14 protein-coding genes are annotated in these 15,688 nt (G+C 46.6%); 4 read left to right on the top strand and 10 right to left on the bottom strand.

The annotated features are described in order from the left end of the window. Window positions 1–21 precede the first annotated feature (21 nt). Window positions 22–2,385: a cellulase family glycosylhydrolase gene (locus B4E62_RS05070; protein ID WP_331351321.1), complete on the top strand. Its 2,364-nt coding sequence runs from the start codon at window positions 22–24 to the stop codon at window positions 2,383–2,385. 98 nt (window positions 2,386–2,483) lie between these two features. Here the strand turns inward: B4E62_RS05070 and B4E62_RS05065 are convergent, their stop codons facing one another. Together B4E62_RS05065 and uxuA are read right to left on the bottom strand one after the other, a co-directional pair. Beyond that, the gene (locus B4E62_RS05065) at window positions 2,484–3,380 is read right to left on the bottom strand and encodes a LysR family transcriptional regulator (RefSeq protein WP_331351320.1); all 897 of its coding nucleotides are present in this window, start codon (window positions 3,378–3,380) and stop codon (window positions 2,484–2,486) included. A 50-nt stretch (window positions 3,381–3,430) separates the two neighbouring features. Next, window positions 3,431–4,618: a mannonate dehydratase gene (gene uxuA / locus B4E62_RS05060; protein WP_331351319.1), complete on the bottom strand. Its 1,188-nt coding sequence runs from the start codon at window positions 4,616–4,618 to the stop codon at window positions 3,431–3,433. Window positions 4,619–4,853: 235 nt separating this feature from the next. Between uxuA and B4E62_RS05055 the strand changes: the two genes are divergently transcribed. Continuing rightward, on the top strand, window positions 4,854–5,447 hold the full coding sequence (locus B4E62_RS05055) for a PIN domain-containing protein (RefSeq protein ID WP_310073063.1): 594 nt from the start codon (window positions 4,854–4,856) through the stop codon (window positions 5,445–5,447). A 48-nt stretch (window positions 5,448–5,495) separates the two neighbouring features. Here B4E62_RS05055 and B4E62_RS05050 read toward each other — a convergent pair whose 3' ends face one another. Both B4E62_RS05050 and B4E62_RS05045 read right to left on the bottom strand, forming a co-directional pair. Beyond that, window positions 5,496–6,056: a hypothetical protein gene (locus B4E62_RS05050; RefSeq protein WP_331351318.1), complete on the bottom strand. Its 561-nt coding sequence runs from the start codon at window positions 6,054–6,056 to the stop codon at window positions 5,496–5,498. A 48-nt stretch (window positions 6,057–6,104) separates the two neighbouring features. Continuing rightward, a complete protein-coding gene (locus tag B4E62_RS05045) occupies window positions 6,105–6,533 on the bottom strand; it encodes a group II truncated hemoglobin (protein ID WP_310073059.1) in 429 nt (142 codons plus the stop codon). Window positions 6,534–6,776: 243 nt separating this feature from the next. Between B4E62_RS05045 and B4E62_RS05040 the strand changes: the two genes are divergently transcribed. Next, window positions 6,777–8,756: a bifunctional diguanylate cyclase/phosphodiesterase gene (locus tag B4E62_RS05040; protein ID WP_331351317.1), complete on the top strand. Its 1,980-nt coding sequence runs from the start codon at window positions 6,777–6,779 to the stop codon at window positions 8,754–8,756. A gap of 65 nt (window positions 8,757–8,821) precedes the next feature. On the opposite strand, the gene B4E62_RS05035 is transcribed toward B4E62_RS05040, so the two are convergent. Both B4E62_RS05035 and B4E62_RS05030 read right to left on the bottom strand, forming a co-directional pair. After that, window positions 8,822–9,490, bottom strand: coding sequence for a cupin domain-containing protein (locus tag B4E62_RS05035; RefSeq protein ID WP_310073055.1), 669 nt, complete (start codon window positions 9,488–9,490; stop codon window positions 8,822–8,824). Window positions 9,491–9,493: 3 nt separating this feature from the next. Continuing rightward, window positions 9,494–10,147, bottom strand: a complete 654-nt coding sequence (locus B4E62_RS05030) for a DsbA family oxidoreductase (RefSeq protein ID WP_331351316.1) — start codon at window positions 10,145–10,147, stop codon at window positions 9,494–9,496. Window positions 10,148–10,313: 166 nt separating this feature from the next. Here B4E62_RS05030 and B4E62_RS05025 point away from each other — a divergent pair, with 166 nt between their 5' ends. Beyond that, window positions 10,314–11,138, top strand: a complete 825-nt coding sequence (locus B4E62_RS05025; RefSeq protein WP_310073050.1) for a hypothetical protein — start codon at window positions 10,314–10,316, stop codon at window positions 11,136–11,138. Between the two features lie 125 nt (window positions 11,139–11,263). Here B4E62_RS05025 and B4E62_RS05020 read toward each other — a convergent pair whose 3' ends face one another. From B4E62_RS05020 to B4E62_RS05005, 4 genes are all read right to left on the bottom strand, one after another. Then, window positions 11,264–12,649, bottom strand: coding sequence for an 8-oxoguanine deaminase (locus B4E62_RS05020; protein ID WP_331351315.1), 1,386 nt, complete (start codon window positions 12,647–12,649; stop codon window positions 11,264–11,266). 29 nt (window positions 12,650–12,678) lie between these two features. Beyond that, complete coding sequence (locus tag B4E62_RS05015; protein WP_331351314.1) at window positions 12,679–13,503, bottom strand: TetR/AcrR family transcriptional regulator; 825 nt, start codon at window positions 13,501–13,503, stop codon at window positions 12,679–12,681. A gap of 73 nt (window positions 13,504–13,576) precedes the next feature. Further along, window positions 13,577–14,659 carry a BMP family ABC transporter substrate-binding protein gene (locus tag B4E62_RS05010; RefSeq protein ID WP_331351313.1) on the bottom strand — a complete coding sequence of 361 codons (1,083 nt, stop codon included), beginning with the start codon at window positions 14,657–14,659 and terminating at the stop codon, window positions 13,577–13,579. Between the two features lie 73 nt (window positions 14,660–14,732). Further along, the gene (locus B4E62_RS05005; protein ID WP_310073040.1) at window positions 14,733–15,659 is read right to left on the bottom strand and encodes an ABC transporter permease; all 927 of its coding nucleotides are present in this window, start codon (window positions 15,657–15,659) and stop codon (window positions 14,733–14,735) included. Between the last annotated feature and the right edge of the window lie 29 nt (window positions 15,660–15,688).

Genomic DNA, 15,688 nt, shown 5'->3' with positions numbered 1-15,688 from the left:
CCTAACAGGAGAAACACTCTAATGATAAAACTTATAACGACAGGATCCTGGCTTTCAAAAGCGGCTCACACAACTATCGGGCTGTTCATTGTTGGCTGTTTATCTAGCGCCGTTGCGCAAGAGATCAGCCCGCTGTTGGTCGGCAATAATCTCTGGTATGCAAACCAAACTACCGGAGTAGGCCCCAGCAATAAGGTTTGGCAGCAGACTAAAGAGATGGGTACGCAGGTTATTCGCATTGGTGGCAATGCGTACAACGATAATATGCCGTCCAATGCCATTGTCGAGCAATGGGTGAATCTCATTCGCACCAACGGTGCGGAACCGATTATCCAGGTATCACAGTACGACAATGCGACGCCGCTGAATGATCGCGTTGCTGCCGCAAAAAATTTGGTCGAATACCTTAATGTGACCAAAAAACTTAACGTTAAATATTGGAATATCGGTAATGAGCCTTGGCTTGAAGCGGAACGTCCCGCAACTTCGACAATGCCGGCGCTTGTAGCAGCCTACATAAAACCGATTGCAGCAGCGATGAAAGAGGCTGACCCCAGCATTAAAATTTTTGGTCCGGATGAAGCGGAATTTTTTGATGATTATTACACCGAGTTGTTTAACAGCGGCAGTGCGAATGATATTGGCGGATTGGTTCCTGGAAAAAATTACTATTATGTAGATGGTATTTCATGGCATCGCTATCCACAGGAAGATAATGTTGATCCGGCGGTGGCCGGAGCGGCGGATATAGTTTCTCGTGTAGTAAAAGCAAAAGCCCTGGTTGATGCCGCTAATGCTCGCCACAACCGCACCGGTGCCAATGCGTTGCAGTGGAGTATCGGTGAGTACAACGGTAAAGGCGGATCGGTTGTGCATACATTTGAAAATGGTCAGATGTTTGCGCAGGTGTTAGGCGCGGCCATGAAATACCAGGCAACCTATGTAGCGACCTGGTCGATGTTTGAAAATGGTGGTTCACGTTCGGGCACCGACTTCAGCATGATTGATGGCAACGGTACTCCGCGCTCGTCATATCGCCACATGGAATTTATTGCAAAACACATGAAGGGTAATTATGCCGAAGGCATTTCCAGCAATGCCAATGTGGTTGCCTTTGGAGCGGTGAATGGCAGTCAGCGTGCGGTCATGATTATGAATCGCAGTACCAGCGCTGCGTACAATTACACGCTTCGTTTGAATAATGATGCTATTGGCGGTGCAAGTGATTTAAAAATCAATATCGATGCGGGTAGCGTGCAGGAATACAGCGATACTATTGCCCCCAATACATCTATTTTCCTGGTATTTGGTGAGCAAAACGTCACCCTATCCACCTACAGCAAAACACATTTCCTTGCTGATTTGGCACCCACTGAAGAGTTGGTTTCCCTCTGTGGCAATAATCGTCCCACAATTGATACGGTTGCTCCGGTATTCCTTGAGGCGAACGGTGGAGCAAAAGTTGTCAATTTAACCGGTATCAGTGATGGTAATGAGTGCACCCAAACGCTCACGCTCACAGCAACTAGCACTAATCCAGCAGCAGTATTGGCGGATAATATTATTCACTCAGGTTGCGCGGCTACGGCAAGTGTAAGTTTGTCACCGGTCGCAGTAGGTAATTCCACCATCAATATTACAGTGCAAGACTCGGGTATTCCTGCAAACAATTGCGCGGGCGTAAGCAAAACAATTTCGTTTAATGCTTTAGTCGCCAACAGTGTTAATGTACCGGCAAAAATCCAGGTTGAAGATTATAACGAAGCTTCAGGTTTGGTATTGGGCAATAGTGACACCGATGAAGGCGGACATTTAGGTTATGCCGACAATAATGATTTCGCCGATTACTATATTAATGTCCCAAGCGCGGGTAATTATGCAATCCAATTCAGAATTGCGAGTGCAGCGGCAACAGTGCCAACGTTTGAGCTGCGCAACGATGCCGGTACAGTGTTAGGTAAAATCACCGTCGCTAATACAGGTGGTTGGCAAACCTATCAAACTATTACGTTGTTAACGAATTTGCCGCAAGGGCAGCAGAAGCTGCGTATTTACTACACTGGCTCGGGTACCAATATCGATTGGTTTGAAGTAAAACAAGACGACGGCTCTTTTGTGCAGTGTACCTGTGTTAGTGGCTCAGTACAGGCGAGTAGCTCATCAACCGCAAGTTCAATTGCTGTGAGCTCGATAGCGGCAAGCTCTATAGCAGCAAGCTCAGTTGCCTCTAGCTCGGCAGTTATCAGTTCTGTCGCCGCAAGCTCTGCAGCTGGTGGTGGTTCGTCTGGCGGCGGTGGTAGTTTGTCGCTGTTAAATATGCTGGCATTGATGGCGATGTTAATGCTGGGGCGCCACCTGCGGGCAACCAAACAACATTACGATTAATGTCTCAAGCTTGTTTGGGCTTATCCCACACAAGCGAGCATCCAAAAAAATGGGAACCATCTGGTTCCCGTTTTTTTGTGCGGCCAATAATAATTATATTAGTTAATGCGTGGGCGCACCTGCGCAAAATACTGACGGCAAAATTGAATAAATGCCGATAAACGTTTCGATTGATGAATCAATTGCGGATAAATAATGTGCATAGTATTGCTGGTTGTCAGGGCTTCATCTTGCAGAAACTCCAGGCGACCTTCGGCGATATCAATTTCCACCATATAATCTGGTGCGCGAATAATTCCCACCCCTTTTAACGCCTGATGTTTTAACAGGTGGCTATTATTAATTTGCAGCCAACCCTTACACTCTATTTCTTTGCCCGCAAAAGTCCAATCGGGTTGATCATGGCTGCGCAGACACTGGTGGCGGGAAAAGTCCGCCGCGGTTTGTGGTTTGCCGTGCTGGATAAAATATTCCGGCGCGGCGCAGCAATAGTATTGATAAGTAAATAGTGGCACTGCGATCATATTCTGTGGCGGCTCATTGGTGCCACGAAAGGCGATATTAAAATCGCTGCGGTTCAGATCTTGAAAGGGGGAGTTGCAGTCAATCGAAAACTCGATATTCGGGTGAAATGCTTTGAATTGCGCACATATATCCAGTAAATAACGCTCGCTAAATTGCAATGGTGCGGCTATTTTTAATAGGCCTTCAATGGCTTGCCCTTCATTTTCAACATTGCGCTCAAGTTCTTGCAAGTCATTAAAAATTTTTTCCATTCCGGTCATGACCCATTGCCCCTCATTGGTGAGGCGCACACTGCGGGTGGAACGAATTAATAATGTCATGCCCATGTCTTTTTCGAGGCGACGCACCTGCGATGAAAGATGACCGCGAGAAATTCCAAGCCGCTCAGCGGCTACGGTATAACTGAGGTGCTGGGCTACCTCACTGAACAACATCAAACGTTCTAACTTTTTATGTTCTTTGTTTATCATTTTGTCTGACCCGTCGATGTTTTTTTGTTATTAAAATATTTAGTCTTTACTTAACTCCTGGCGCGCACCTGGGTGAGTGCGTGAATAACACCACGTAACTCTGCCAACCCTTTCATTCTGCCCAGATACGAGTAACCGGGTTTAACGTTAGGTTGATCTGCTTCTTCTAATAACAAGTGGCCATGATCAGGGCGCATAGGAATTTCATAATTGGCAACACCATTGAGTTTGCGGCGTTGTTCTTCTGCCAGTAATGCATCGATCAAACCGACCATATCGTTATCGCCGCCCAAATGTTCCGCTTCATAAAAGGAACCATTTTCCTCACGAGTGACGTTACGGAGATGGGTGAAATAAATGCGTGGTCCAAATTCTTTTACCATGCCGACTAAATCATTATCAGCGCGCGCGCCAAAAGAACCTGCGCACAGCGTCAGGCCGTTGGCCGGGCTGGGTACGCCATCTAAAATCAATTTCACATCCTGACGGGTTGATACCACGCGCGGTAAACCAAACAGCGAGAATGGTGGGTCATCCGGGTGAATACACATATTTACCCCGGCAGCTTCGGCCGAGGGGATTACCTCTTTCAGAAATTGCCACAAATTATTGCGTAGGCCGTCTTCGCCCAGCGCGATAAATTCACTGATAGCGGCACGGATTGAGGCGCGCGTGTAACTGCCTTCGCCGCCGGGTAACCCTGCGATAATATTTTTTTCCAGCAAGGCGACTTGGGCATTGCTCATGCTTTTGAAATAGGCTTCTGCTTCGGCCACTAATTCGGGACTGTAGTTCTGCGCGGCATTATTACGCTGCAAAATAAACACGTCGTAGGCAACAAAATCCACCATATCAAAACGCAGTGCCGAGCCGGTATTTTCCAAATGGTAATCAAGGTTAGTCCGCGTCCAGTCAATGACTGGCATAAAGTTGTAACACACGACTTTCACGCCGGCTTTACCGGCATTGACGAGGGATTTTTTATAGTTCTCTATATAGTGCGCATAGTTACCGGTGCGTGTTTTGATATCGTTGTGTACAGGAATGCTTTCAATTACCGCCCACTTCAGGCCAAAGCTTTCGATGATATTTTTGCGCGCTAGGATTTTATCCAGCGGCCATTCGTCCCCGGTCGCCACCTCATTCAAGGAACTCACAATGCCGGTAGCGCCAGCCTGCGCCACCTTGGGAAGTGTTACCGGGTCTTTCAGGTCAAACCACCGCCAGGTTTCTATCATCTCTGCTCTCTCGCTCCGGGAATTGGATATTTTGGTGATACGGCCAATAAGGTGGTAAGGCCACTATGCCATTTAACCAGAGTGGGTTGTTTATCGCAAGCTGCGCAGCGTTCGTGAACCAGGGGAAAGTGATGTTGTCGGATGAGGGTGGGGTTGGTGCAATCTAACGACCATTTGAGCTGGAACCCCGGATTGATGCTATACATAGGTTTAAGGCAGATAAAGGAGGCTCGATGTGCGTAAAAACTATCTTTTTATTGACTACGAAAATGTTCAGCCTGAATCCATTGCCGGTCTGGAAAAAGGCAATTTTTATATCCTCATATTCCTCGGCGCCAACCAATCCAAACTCAACACTCAGCTCGTCCGCTCGCTACAGCCTCTGGGAACCCGCGTTGAATACATCATTCTCTCCGGCAACGGCAAAAACGCACTCGATTTTCACATCGCGTATTACATCGGGGAGCGCGCTGCGATCGAGCCAGATGCTTACTTTCACATAGTCTCCAAAGACGCAGGTTTTGACCCGCTGATCCAACATCTGAAAGACCGCAACATCCTTGCTTCTCGCTCCAGCAGCATTGGCGAAATTTCCATCTTGCAAACGTCCAGCTTAAAAACCTTGCCCGAACGAACCAGCGTTGTAAAAGCCCGTCTCGCCCAAATGGAAGGCAAACCCAACACCGTAAAAACCCTCTCCAGCACCATCAATGCACTTTTTCAAAAAACCTTGAGTGAAGATGAAGTGGAAATGGTGGTGAAGGATTTGTGCGGTAAGGGTGTGATAGCGATTATTAACAAAACGCGTGTGACCTATTTGCAGAAGTAGCAAAGAGGGAAATTATTTGTAAGTTCTTGTCGTCGCGACAGCAGCGGATTAATTTTTAGTGGCATTCCAATCCGGTTCTTTCAAACCCTGCATGCAGGCTTTCACTTCATGATCAATAATATTGTTGGGTTTAATGCAATCTTTGATGCTGCGCTTTATTTTGATTTCAGATGTGTGTTTCGGGTTTTTAAGTAGGGCTTCCTTATTGGTGGCGGCCCTGCAAGCTGTGTCTCGCGTAGATTGATTTTCAAACGTAGCATTGTTGTTGGAAATATCGATCCAGCGATTACAGGTGGCAATCAGCTGTTGCAGCTCGGCATCTTTATTGTCACTTCTTAAATGGTTTATCGGGGTATAGCTAGTGGTGTTACTCGGCTGCCCTCGTGCGACAGATATAGGTCCCGGGGTAGTCCCTTGGCATTTCGCGAGTTGACTTTGCAGATAGCTTTTCTGTTTTTGCAGCCTTCGTTGTTGATCGGCATTACCGCCATTGTTGCTCCATCGGCTGACTTGATTTATCTGTTGTCTCCAGTAAGTGCAGTCATTTGCAGTTGCAATCGATGGCATAACACTGCCAATAAAAAGTATTGTGATAATGACTCTATTCAATTTTTTCTCCATTGATACGCGATCTTTTGTGAGTTTGTAAGTGGCCACCTATTCACCTTTTATTTCCGGTTTTTTACTCGTAGCAAAAATCCGCTCGGCAGGGATGCGCAGTTGTTGCAGTAGATACGTTGAAAATTCCGGCGAATAACCTTGTTTTTCAATTGAACGCTCCATGCACAGCAACCACGCATCGCGTTCCGCTTCACCTATCGGTAAGTGAGCGTGATCACGGGGAATATTAATACTGCCGTATTTTTCATGATAAAGACTCGGCCCGCCCATCCATCCGCACAAAAACAGTGTTAGCTTATCGCGTGATTCAGCGAGATCCGTTTTGTGCATCTTGCGGATAGTCGCTGCTTCCGGTAGTGCATCCATTTCCTGATAAAAATCATCAACCAATTGGCGTATACCGTCGATGCCCCCGGCTGCTTGGAAGGATGTATCGGAAAAACCGTAGAGTGGGGTGGTAGTCAATTTATATGCCTATTTACTGTAAAGAGTGCACAAATATAACGCATTTGTTTGAGTTGATTCGCGACTATTAAGGCTTTTTAGATAATCAATATGTCGGTGTTGAGGTGGAAATAGGCTAGGCTTAGATAGTCGAAACGGTCGAAAAACCTACTCATTAATCTCAAATATCATGTAACTAACCCTATCATGCCCACTAATAGATTTTCTGGTTTCCCTCGGCGGCGAGCATCAGATCAGGATACGTTGATCGATGCCCAGCTAGTTGAGTTGGCTTATCAAAATCTTCCTGCGATGGTGGCTGTAAATATAGCTGCAACACTGGGTGTTGTGTTTTTATTGCATGCAGCGGGTGCGAGTGGTATCCGGCTTTGGTTTGGATTGGTCCTTCTGCTGAGTATGTTGCGTTTAATTTCCTGGGTGCTGTTTAAAAAGTATGGTTCGGTCGCCAATGGTTTAACTGCGAGTGAGTTAACCGCAAATGGCTCGCGTCAATATTCAGCTACATGGATGTTGCTTTATACACTAGGGCTCCTGTCGGCTGCACTTATTTGGGTCTGGCTGCTGTATATCACATTCCAGTCGACCGCCTCAGAAGTGAAATTCATTGTTATAGTGACTATCTCGTCGCTTGCCGGTGGCGCCACAGGTATTACTGCGCCGCTAAAATATGCAGGCCGAATCTATATAACAATTTTATTGGTTCCTTCCTCAATAATTATTTATTCGGCGTCGAATGAATACTGGGTTCTCTCCGCTTTGGCCATCGTCTTTTGGGGAGCGATGATTGTTAATCATCGCAATAACCACCGCGTGCTGTTGAAAAGTTTGACCTTGCAACTGGAAAATAAACAACTCATCAATAATTTACAAACTCTTAATGCAGACCTCGAGCAGCGAGTTCACCAGAGAACTGAAGCGCTTAAACAGATCGCGCATCATGACGCGCTTACCGGGTTGCTAAATCGGCCGGGATTAATTGATTGGATGGAGAAAAATCTCAGTGCTGAAAATCCACATGAGGCAGCGGTTCTGTTTCTTGATCTGGATAGATTCAAACAAATTAATGATGCACTTGGTCATGAAATTGGTGATCAAGTGTTGCGTATGATTGCGCATCGTTTTAACGATGTGTGCCCAAGTGATGCGATTGTTGCCCGCTGGGGCGGCGATGAGTTTCTATTGATTACAGAGCAGTCTACTAATGCGCGTGAGCGTGCTGATCTGATCGCGCATCAACTCATTGAGGTCGCCACTGCACAATTTAAAATATGCGATGAATCCTTAGGCGTTGGCTTAAGTGTAGGAATGGCTTATTTTCCAACAGATGCCGCTGATTTTCAGGATGTTATTCACGCTGCAGATTTGACGGTTGCGGAAGTCAAACGAAGTGGGCGCGGGCGTAGTCTTATCTATGACGATATATATGCGCAAACCCAGAAGCGTCGATTTGATTTGGGTAGAGCCTTATCAGAGGCGCTCAAGCAAAATGAATTAACACTTGCCTATCAGCCGGTGGTGAATGTGTTAACCGGTGATGTTGAAGCCTTAGAGGTTTTGTCTCGTTGGCATCATAAAACTCTTGGTGTAATCGACCCTTGCGAATTTATTAATTTGGCTGAAGAGACCGATAGAATCAACGCATTAGGTGATTGGGTCTTGTATGAGTCGTGTCTTAAGTTCAGCGAGTGGGTCCCGCAAGGTTCTGCAATTAAACTGGCGGTCAATGTTTCAATAAAACAGTTGCTCACTCCCGGCTTTTCGGCGCGCGTCAATAGCATATTAATAGAAACGGATTTTTCTGCTAAATCACTTATTTTGGAAGTGACGGAAAGTCTATTTGGTGAGGAGCATCTGGATGCAACCTTGAAAACAGTAGTGACGCTACGTGAGATGGGAATAGACGTATATATCGATGATTTTGGAACGGGGTATTCTTCACTTTCTCGCCTGCATGAATTCCCTGTTACCGGCATTAAGATTGATCGATCATTTACCGCGCAGGTGGATAGTCAGGGTGTTGTTATTATCGAGAGCGCAATGTTAATTGCACAGCGCATGAATTTGAAAGTCATTGTCGAGGGCGTTGAATCAATTAGTCAGTTGAAAAAACTGTCTAGCTTGGGAGTGGTGGCTATGCAAGGTTATTATTTTGGTCGTCCTTCACCCATACCGCATATTGAGTCCATTAAACCTATTTGGTGTGATGTCTTCTTGAAAGAATAATGTTTTTTCAAGTTCTGAGTTTCGCTATCGATTTTGCAAAAAAGCGTTCTATTGCGTAAAGAAAGTTATAAAAACAAATGCCCCGTCTTCACATAAATCAATGCTCCATCGTCTTTTGTGAAGGGGTGATGTTGGCTTAGGTGTGGGCTGCGGAGCCATGAGCCTTTCGGGTATAGGCCGTGTTCGTCATGAAATGTCCCTTCCACTACAAATATTTCTTCTCCGCCCCAATGCCGGTGGCTGCTGAATTGTGTATTCGGTGCCCATTTTACTAGGGCGACGTGTTCACCTTCGAAGTCATGCAAGGGCATTACGCTTAATCCATCTACTAGCCCTTGGCGCCATGGGGTTGTATGGGTGTCGATGACGGTTTGTGTGGTATCGGCTGCGTTGAATTGTTGCAATTTGACAAAAATAATCGCGCCTTCTTTACCAATTTTCGGTGTGTGCGTTGTCCCTATAGGGTTTCTGACATAACTGCCTTTTTCGTAGCTGCCATTCTCGTCAGAAAAAACGCCATCGAGAACAAAAAATTCTTCTCCACCTGAATGCGTGTGCGCTGAAAACTCACTAAAAGGCGCATAGCGAACAATCGATGTCGCGCGCGCAACTTCATCGCCAATCCGGTCGAGCATCATGCGCTCAACACCGGCCATGGGCGATGCAACCCAGCGATAATCTTCAGGCCGAATCACGATGCGTTGTGAAAAATCTGCATTGAGTCGATTGGTCATTACTTAAGTAGTCTCTTGCATTAATTGCGTCAGAATCTGTTTGTAATTCTCAGTACCTTGCGCACCCGTCACCAGGTGGCGGCGATTAAATACGATTGCCGGTACACCACGGATGCCTGCATCTATCCAAAACTTTTCGGCAGCGCGCACATCATTTGCAAAACGTTGATCTTGCAATACGGCCAAGGCTTCGTCTCGCGCAAAGCCAATTTCTGCAGCTACATCGGCCAACACTTCATCGTCTGACAAGTTTCGGAGATGGGTAAAATGCGCTGCAAAAAACGCTTGTTTCAAATCATGCTTGCGCCCTTGTTGTTCGGCCCAATGTAGTAGTTGATGCACATTGAACGTGTTGTGCATGCGCATATCATCAGTAAAGCAAAACTCAAATCCCAACTCGGCGCCAACCGCCGTTATATGGTTTCGGTTAGCATCCGATTGCTCTTTGGTTGAGCCATATTTCTCTGCCAAGTGCTCGCGCAAATTTTGGCCTTCTGCGGGCATATCAGGGTTCAGCTCGAAGGGCTGCCAGTGAAGTTCATAGGGTATTGCAGTTTCCGCCAGAGCGCGTTCCAGCTGCCGGTAGCCAATAATGCACCAGGGGCAGACAACATCGGACACTATGTCTATACGGAGTTTGTTTGGGGTGGTGGTCATGGGGTAGGCCTGTATTGCGTAGCATATTGGGGTATTATTGTTGCAGTGTTTGCGCCGTGAATACAGCAGAAATATAAAACATCATCTCATGTAGCTGTATCCAAATGCGGTCACCACTGGCCAGGATTTTAGATTTTATACATTAACTAATAAGAGATATCAAAAAATGGAATTATTAAAAATTGAAGAGATTATCAATTTATATCTATATCGTAGCAAATCTGTTTCAGTTGATTTACCTAGTGGCTCTATTAGGCGACTTAAACACTGCCGTTTATCACGACTCTACGAATGGAAAATCATGAAAAAAACTCTCGCTCTATTCTTGTTTGCACTTATTTCCTTTCAAGTTGGTGCGATTGAGCTTAGCGACCCTTCAAATAGAGTTTCGTGCCCAGAGCTAGATAATAGTTTTATGTGTGCACAAAGGATCGAAAAAAGTATTATTGAATTGAACAAAGAAATAGTATCGAGAACAGATGGTGTTCTCGAAATACGTTCCTTGTCAGGTCAACTCTATAAAGTAAAGGAGAATAGCGGAGAAGACGATGTAGATTACATGGAGCATTACTTGGCCGTCGGAATATCCGACGATAAGAGATTTGTGTCGCTATTTGTTCAATATTCTGAAGGTAATTCATGGGCAATTTTTGATAGAAATACGAGTATTTTAACTAATGTTTGCGGTTACCCTATTTTCTCACCAAAAAAGGGTTATATCGCGTTTTCTGAAATGAATCCATATTCGGAAATGACTCCCACATGTCTTCAGATTTATGAAATTGGGGAGGTTGCAATAAAAGAAGTTTTTGATGCAAAAATGGGGAATGAGTGGTGGTCTGATAAAGTAAAATGGGAAGGAGAAAAAAAGTTCATCTTTGAAAGAGTCAAATGGAACCCTTTGTGGGCTGAAGAAGGTCAACCCGATTTTCAGTCAGAAAGTTATAGCCTTAAGCTTGATGATGGAAAGTGGCTAATGGTTCCGAATTAAATTGCAACAAGCAATTAAATGTGAATGTAATTTTCATTCTGGATTTTTGCAAAAAAAAGTGTTTTATAAGGGGGGGTAGGCTGCGGACATGTGTCATGTTGGGCATTGCTGCCCAACCTACGATATTACGCCGCCATCTCGCGTAACCGTTTTGCCACAACCCCATGTCGTGCCATCACATCATTAATATCCACATCCACCATTTCACCGTTTTTCACTTTCCATTCACCCGCAACCATCACGTAATCCGCTTTGTGGGCGCCGCATAGAATTAATGCGGCGAGTGGGTCGCCGTGGCCGGAGAAGCGGGGTTGGTTTAGGGAAAATAGGGCGAGGTCGGCTTTTTTGCCGACGGCGAGTTCGCCGAGTTCGGGGCGGTGTAATAATTTTGCGCTACCAGAGGTTGCGAGTTTTAGAGCATCGATATGCGTGAAATTCGCGGAGCCGTAGCGGAGTTTTTGGAGCAGCATGGCTTGGCGAACTTCTTGAATCATATTGGAGCCGTCGTTGGATGCAGAGCCATCGACACCCAAACCGACCGGTGCGCCTGCGCGTTGTAAATCGCGAGTGTGGCACATGCCGGAGGCGAGGAGCATGTTGGAGGTGGGGCAGTGGCAGACGCCGACGTAGGCGTGGCCCAAGCGTGCAATTTCTTCTTCATTAAAATGAATGCCGTGGGCAAGCCAGACGCGGTTGTTTAACCAGCCTACATCATCCAGATAATCCACCGGGCGCATACCAAATTGTTTCAGGCAGAAATTATTTTCATCTTCGGTTTCACCTAGATGGGTGTGCAGCAACACATCTTTTTGTTGCGCGAGCACAGCGGTTGCACGCATTAAATCTGGCGTTACAGAAAAAGGTGAGCAAGGAGCGAGGGCGATTTTGCAAAAGGAATCTTCGCTGGTGTCGTGATAGCTATTAATTAAACGCTCGCTTTCGCTGAGGATTTTTTCATCGCTCTCCACCACCGAATCCGGTGGCAAACCCCCTTTGGATTGGCCGAGGCTCATGGAGCCGCGTGTTAAGGTTACGCGGTTGCCGATGGTTTTGGCGGCGGCAACTTGCGCATCAATCGCGTGCGGCATAATGCTGCTGAATACATAGTGATGATCGGCGGCTGTGGTACAACCTGACAGCAATAATTCGCTTAACGCTAATTGCGTAGATGCAAAAATTGCCTCGTCATTTAAATTTGACCAGACCGGATAGAGCGCTTGCAGCCAGGGAAATAATTCTTTGTTGAGTGCGCCGGGCAGTGCGCGGGTGAGCGTTTGGTAAAAGTGGTGATGGCAATTAATCAGACCCGGCAAAACCACATGGTCAGAGGCATCGAAACTGTAATCGTAAACGCTATCGGGTGATTTCCCTGCGGCAACCAATTCAATAATGTTATTGCCTTGAATCACCAAGCCATTGCTGGCGTCTTGTGAATTACCTGTCCAACAGGCGCGCGGATGTTTAATCCAGATGGCAGCACTGTGTGTGCTGCCGTAAGCAGAAGATGTCATTGGGGTTTACTACTGGTTGCAGTGAAAAATTAGGCGGCAGGTGGTTCTGTCGCGGGTGGTTTGAGGCCGCAGCCTTTTAAAATCATATGGCTTAAAAAATCGGAAATATCTTTGATCATATCCGGCTCATATTCTGCCCGGTTCATCACCGTGAGAATTTTCACATCGAAATCCGCATAGTGTTGCGTCGATGACCAGATTAAAAAAATCAAATGCATAGGATCGACCTTGTCCATGCGCCCGAGTTCAATCCACTGCTCGATTATCTGCACCTTGCGGCGTACGAACTGGCGCATCTCGGTGCGGATATAACCTTTCAAATGCGGCGCGCCCTGAATCATTTCCATCGCATAAAGTTTGGATGCGCGTGGATGGGTATAAGACAGCTCGACTTTTTTGCGAATAAAACGATCCAATACGTCAGCGGGATCATCATCTACCGTGATTTCACCGAGCAGGTCGTTCCACAAATTAATAATGTTATCGAGCACCGCGACGTACAAATTCGTTTTACTTTTAAAGTAATAATGCACATTGGCTTTGGGGATGCCCGCGCGGTCGGCGATGTTCTGGATACTCGCGCCGCGAAAGCCATTGTGTACAAATTCTTCCTCTGCCGCGTTAATAATATTGGTGAGATTGCGATCGCGGATTTTGCCCGGTTTGTATTTTCCGGTGGGCGTTTCAGTGGGATTAAAATCCAGCGATGTTTCTGCCTTTTTAGTCACCATAGTTTTTACCGCCGCACTCTTACTGGTAGGGATGGCTTTGCCGGTCGTTGTCTTTTTGTTGCTGGGTGCCGCTACTGCATTGTTTGCGCTTGTTGTTTTTACCGCTGTGGTCTTGGTTGCCATTGTTATTGTTTCTCGCGTTAAAGTGCGGCTGCACGCAACTAATCTTTACGTTGATACAGCCGCGTTGTTAGTGTTACTGCGGGATTTTCCCGTCGATCCCTTTTACATACCAATTTTGTTGATGCAATTCTTCATCGCTCAGGGTTTTACCTTCCGCGACTTTCAGTGTGCCCGCCTGATCGTAAATAGGGCCTTGATAGACAGCGCGCTTGCCCGCGATCATTTCCATTTTATACGCATCTACTTTGGCGACAACCTCTTTCGGCACTACCGGATTCATCGGCGAGAGTGCGACTACATTTTCTTTCAAGCCATGCCAAATTGCCTCTGGCTTCCAGGTGCCATCCAATACCGCTTTGATTTTTGCGCTGTAAATACTCTCCCAGTGTTGGGTAGATGAGGTCAAATGGGTTTTGGGGCCATAAGCGCTCATATCGGAATTGAATCCAACCGAGTAAATGCCTTTGGCTTCTGCAGCTTGAATGGTGGCCGCAGAGTCAGTGTGCATGGTGAGTACATCGGCACCTTGCAATATCAAACTTTCCGCCGCTTCGCGCTCTTTGGCTGGGTCGTGCCAGGTGTTGACCCAGACCACTTTCATTTTGACATTCGGATTCACCGCTTGCGCGCCGAGCATAAAGGAGTTGATGCCGCGAATCACTTCGGGAATCGGAAATGCGCCTACGTAACCGATCACTTCTTTTTTACTCATAGCGCCAGCGACCATACCGGCGAGGTAGCGGCCTTCGTAATCGCGCGCTTGATAATTACCGACGTTGGCGGCAGTTTTATAACCGGTGGCGTGTTCGAATTTTACTTTGGGAAACATTTTGGCCACTTTAATAGTGGGGTTCATGTAACCAAATGAGGTGGTGAAAATTAAATCGTAACCGCGTGAGGCCATATTGCGAATCACACGCTCGGCGTCTGCACCTTCGGCCACGCTTTCAACAAAAGTGGTTTCGATTTTATCGCCAAATTCTTTTTGCACAATTTTGCGCGCTTCATCGTGTTGGTAAGTCCAACCGGCATCGCCAATCGGGCTGACGTAAACAAAACCGACTTTTAACGGCGCAGCGAAGACGCTGGCGCTAAGAGTGAGCAGCGAGGCTGCACCCAGCAACCGGAGAAATGTTTTTCGTGTTAACAGGGTCATGATGGTTCCTCTTGTGATGTTTTGGTTTTTTTAAAAATTTAGCTGTTACAAATTTATTTGAGTGGATGCCAATTTATTTCAACGGATGATAGGGTTGCCCGAGCGAGCGCGGCGCAAATAAGCCCTGATTTTTTTGGCGATACATCATCATCACCAACACAATAATCGTGATTACATAGGGCAACATGGCGAGCAGGTTGGGCGAAATTTCATAACCGTAACCCTGCAATAACAAATGCAGGATACTCGCAAAACCAAATAGCCAGGCGCCGAATAAAATGCGCTCGGTGCGCCAGCTGGCAAATACCACTAACGCCAGTGCAATCCAACCGCGCCCGGCCGCAATCCCCTCTGACCACATGGGCGTGTAAGCGAGAGATAAATAAGCACCCGCTAATCCCGCCATGGCTCCACCAAACATGACTGCGCAGTAGCGCACCACCATTACTTTGTAGCCCAGTGCGTGGGCAACTTCTGGGTTCTCGCCGACGGCGCGGATAATTAATCCCAAACGTGTGTAACGCATCACCACAAATACAGCGGCAAATAAAATAAACGAGAGATACACCAATAAATCCTGCGCAAATAATGCCTGGCCGATAAGTGGGATATCGCTTAAAAACGGAATCGCAATTGGCGCAAAACCAGTAACGGTTTGGCCTACATAAGCGGCGCCAAGAAAAGCGCTTAAGCCTGTGCCGAAAATGGTGAGTGCAAGGCCGGTGGCGACTTGATTGGAAATTAAAGTGAGTGCGATAAACGCAAAAATTAATGAGACAAAAATACCTGCTGCAACGGCAGCGAGCACTCCCAAACCCAAACTACCACCCGCATAAGCGGCGATAAATCCGCAGGCGGCACCCACTAAAATCATGCCCTCTTGCCCGAGGTTTAATACGCCTGAACGCTCCGACATCATCGCGCCCAGCGCCACTAACAGCAGCGGCGTGCCGGTGCGCACCATTGCGAAGAGAATATTTTCGATCAAACCTATATCCATAAAATCTTACCTGTGTTCTTAATTTTATT

The sequence above is a fragment of the Cellvibrio sp. UBA7671 genome (assembly GCA_002483145.1).
GTDB classification, from domain to species: Bacteria; Pseudomonadota; Gammaproteobacteria; order Pseudomonadales; family Cellvibrionaceae; genus Cellvibrio; species Cellvibrio fibrivorans.
Note: the sequence above shows the minus strand (reverse complement) of the source record. Positions and strands in the feature narration are given on the sequence as shown.

Bases quoted from the DNA above. Each gene is read 5' to 3' on its own strand.
- B4E62_RS05070 (WP_331351321.1), top strand. From the start codon at position 22: ATGATAAAACTTATAACGACAGGATCCTGGCTTTCAAAAGCGGCTCAC.
- B4E62_RS05065 (WP_331351320.1), bottom strand. From the start codon at position 3,380: ATGATAAACAAAGAACATAAAAAGTTAGAACGTTTGATGTTGTTCAGT.
- uxuA (WP_331351319.1), bottom strand. From the start codon at position 4,618: ATGATAGAAACCTGGCGGTGGTTTGACCTGAAAGACCCGGTAACACTT.
- B4E62_RS05035 (WP_310073055.1), bottom strand. From the start codon at position 9,490: ATGACCAATCGACTCAATGCAGATTTTTCACAACGCATCGTGATTCGG.
- B4E62_RS05030 (WP_331351316.1), bottom strand. From the start codon at position 10,147: ATGACCACCACCCCAAACAAACTCCGTATAGACATAGTGTCCGATGTT.
- B4E62_RS05025 (WP_310073050.1), top strand. From the start codon at position 10,314: ATGGAATTATTAAAAATTGAAGAGATTATCAATTTATATCTATATCGT.
- B4E62_RS05020 (WP_331351315.1), bottom strand. From the start codon at position 12,649: ATGACATCTTCTGCTTACGGCAGCACACACAGTGCTGCCATCTGGATT.
- B4E62_RS05015 (WP_331351314.1), bottom strand. From the start codon at position 13,503: ATGGCAACCAAGACCACAGCGGTAAAAACAACAAGCGCAAACAATGCA.
- B4E62_RS05010 (WP_331351313.1), bottom strand. From the start codon at position 14,659: ATGACCCTGTTAACACGAAAAACATTTCTCCGGTTGCTGGGTGCAGCC.
- B4E62_RS05005 (WP_310073040.1), bottom strand. From the start codon at position 15,659: ATGGATATAGGTTTGATCGAAAATATTCTCTTCGCAATGGTGCGCACC.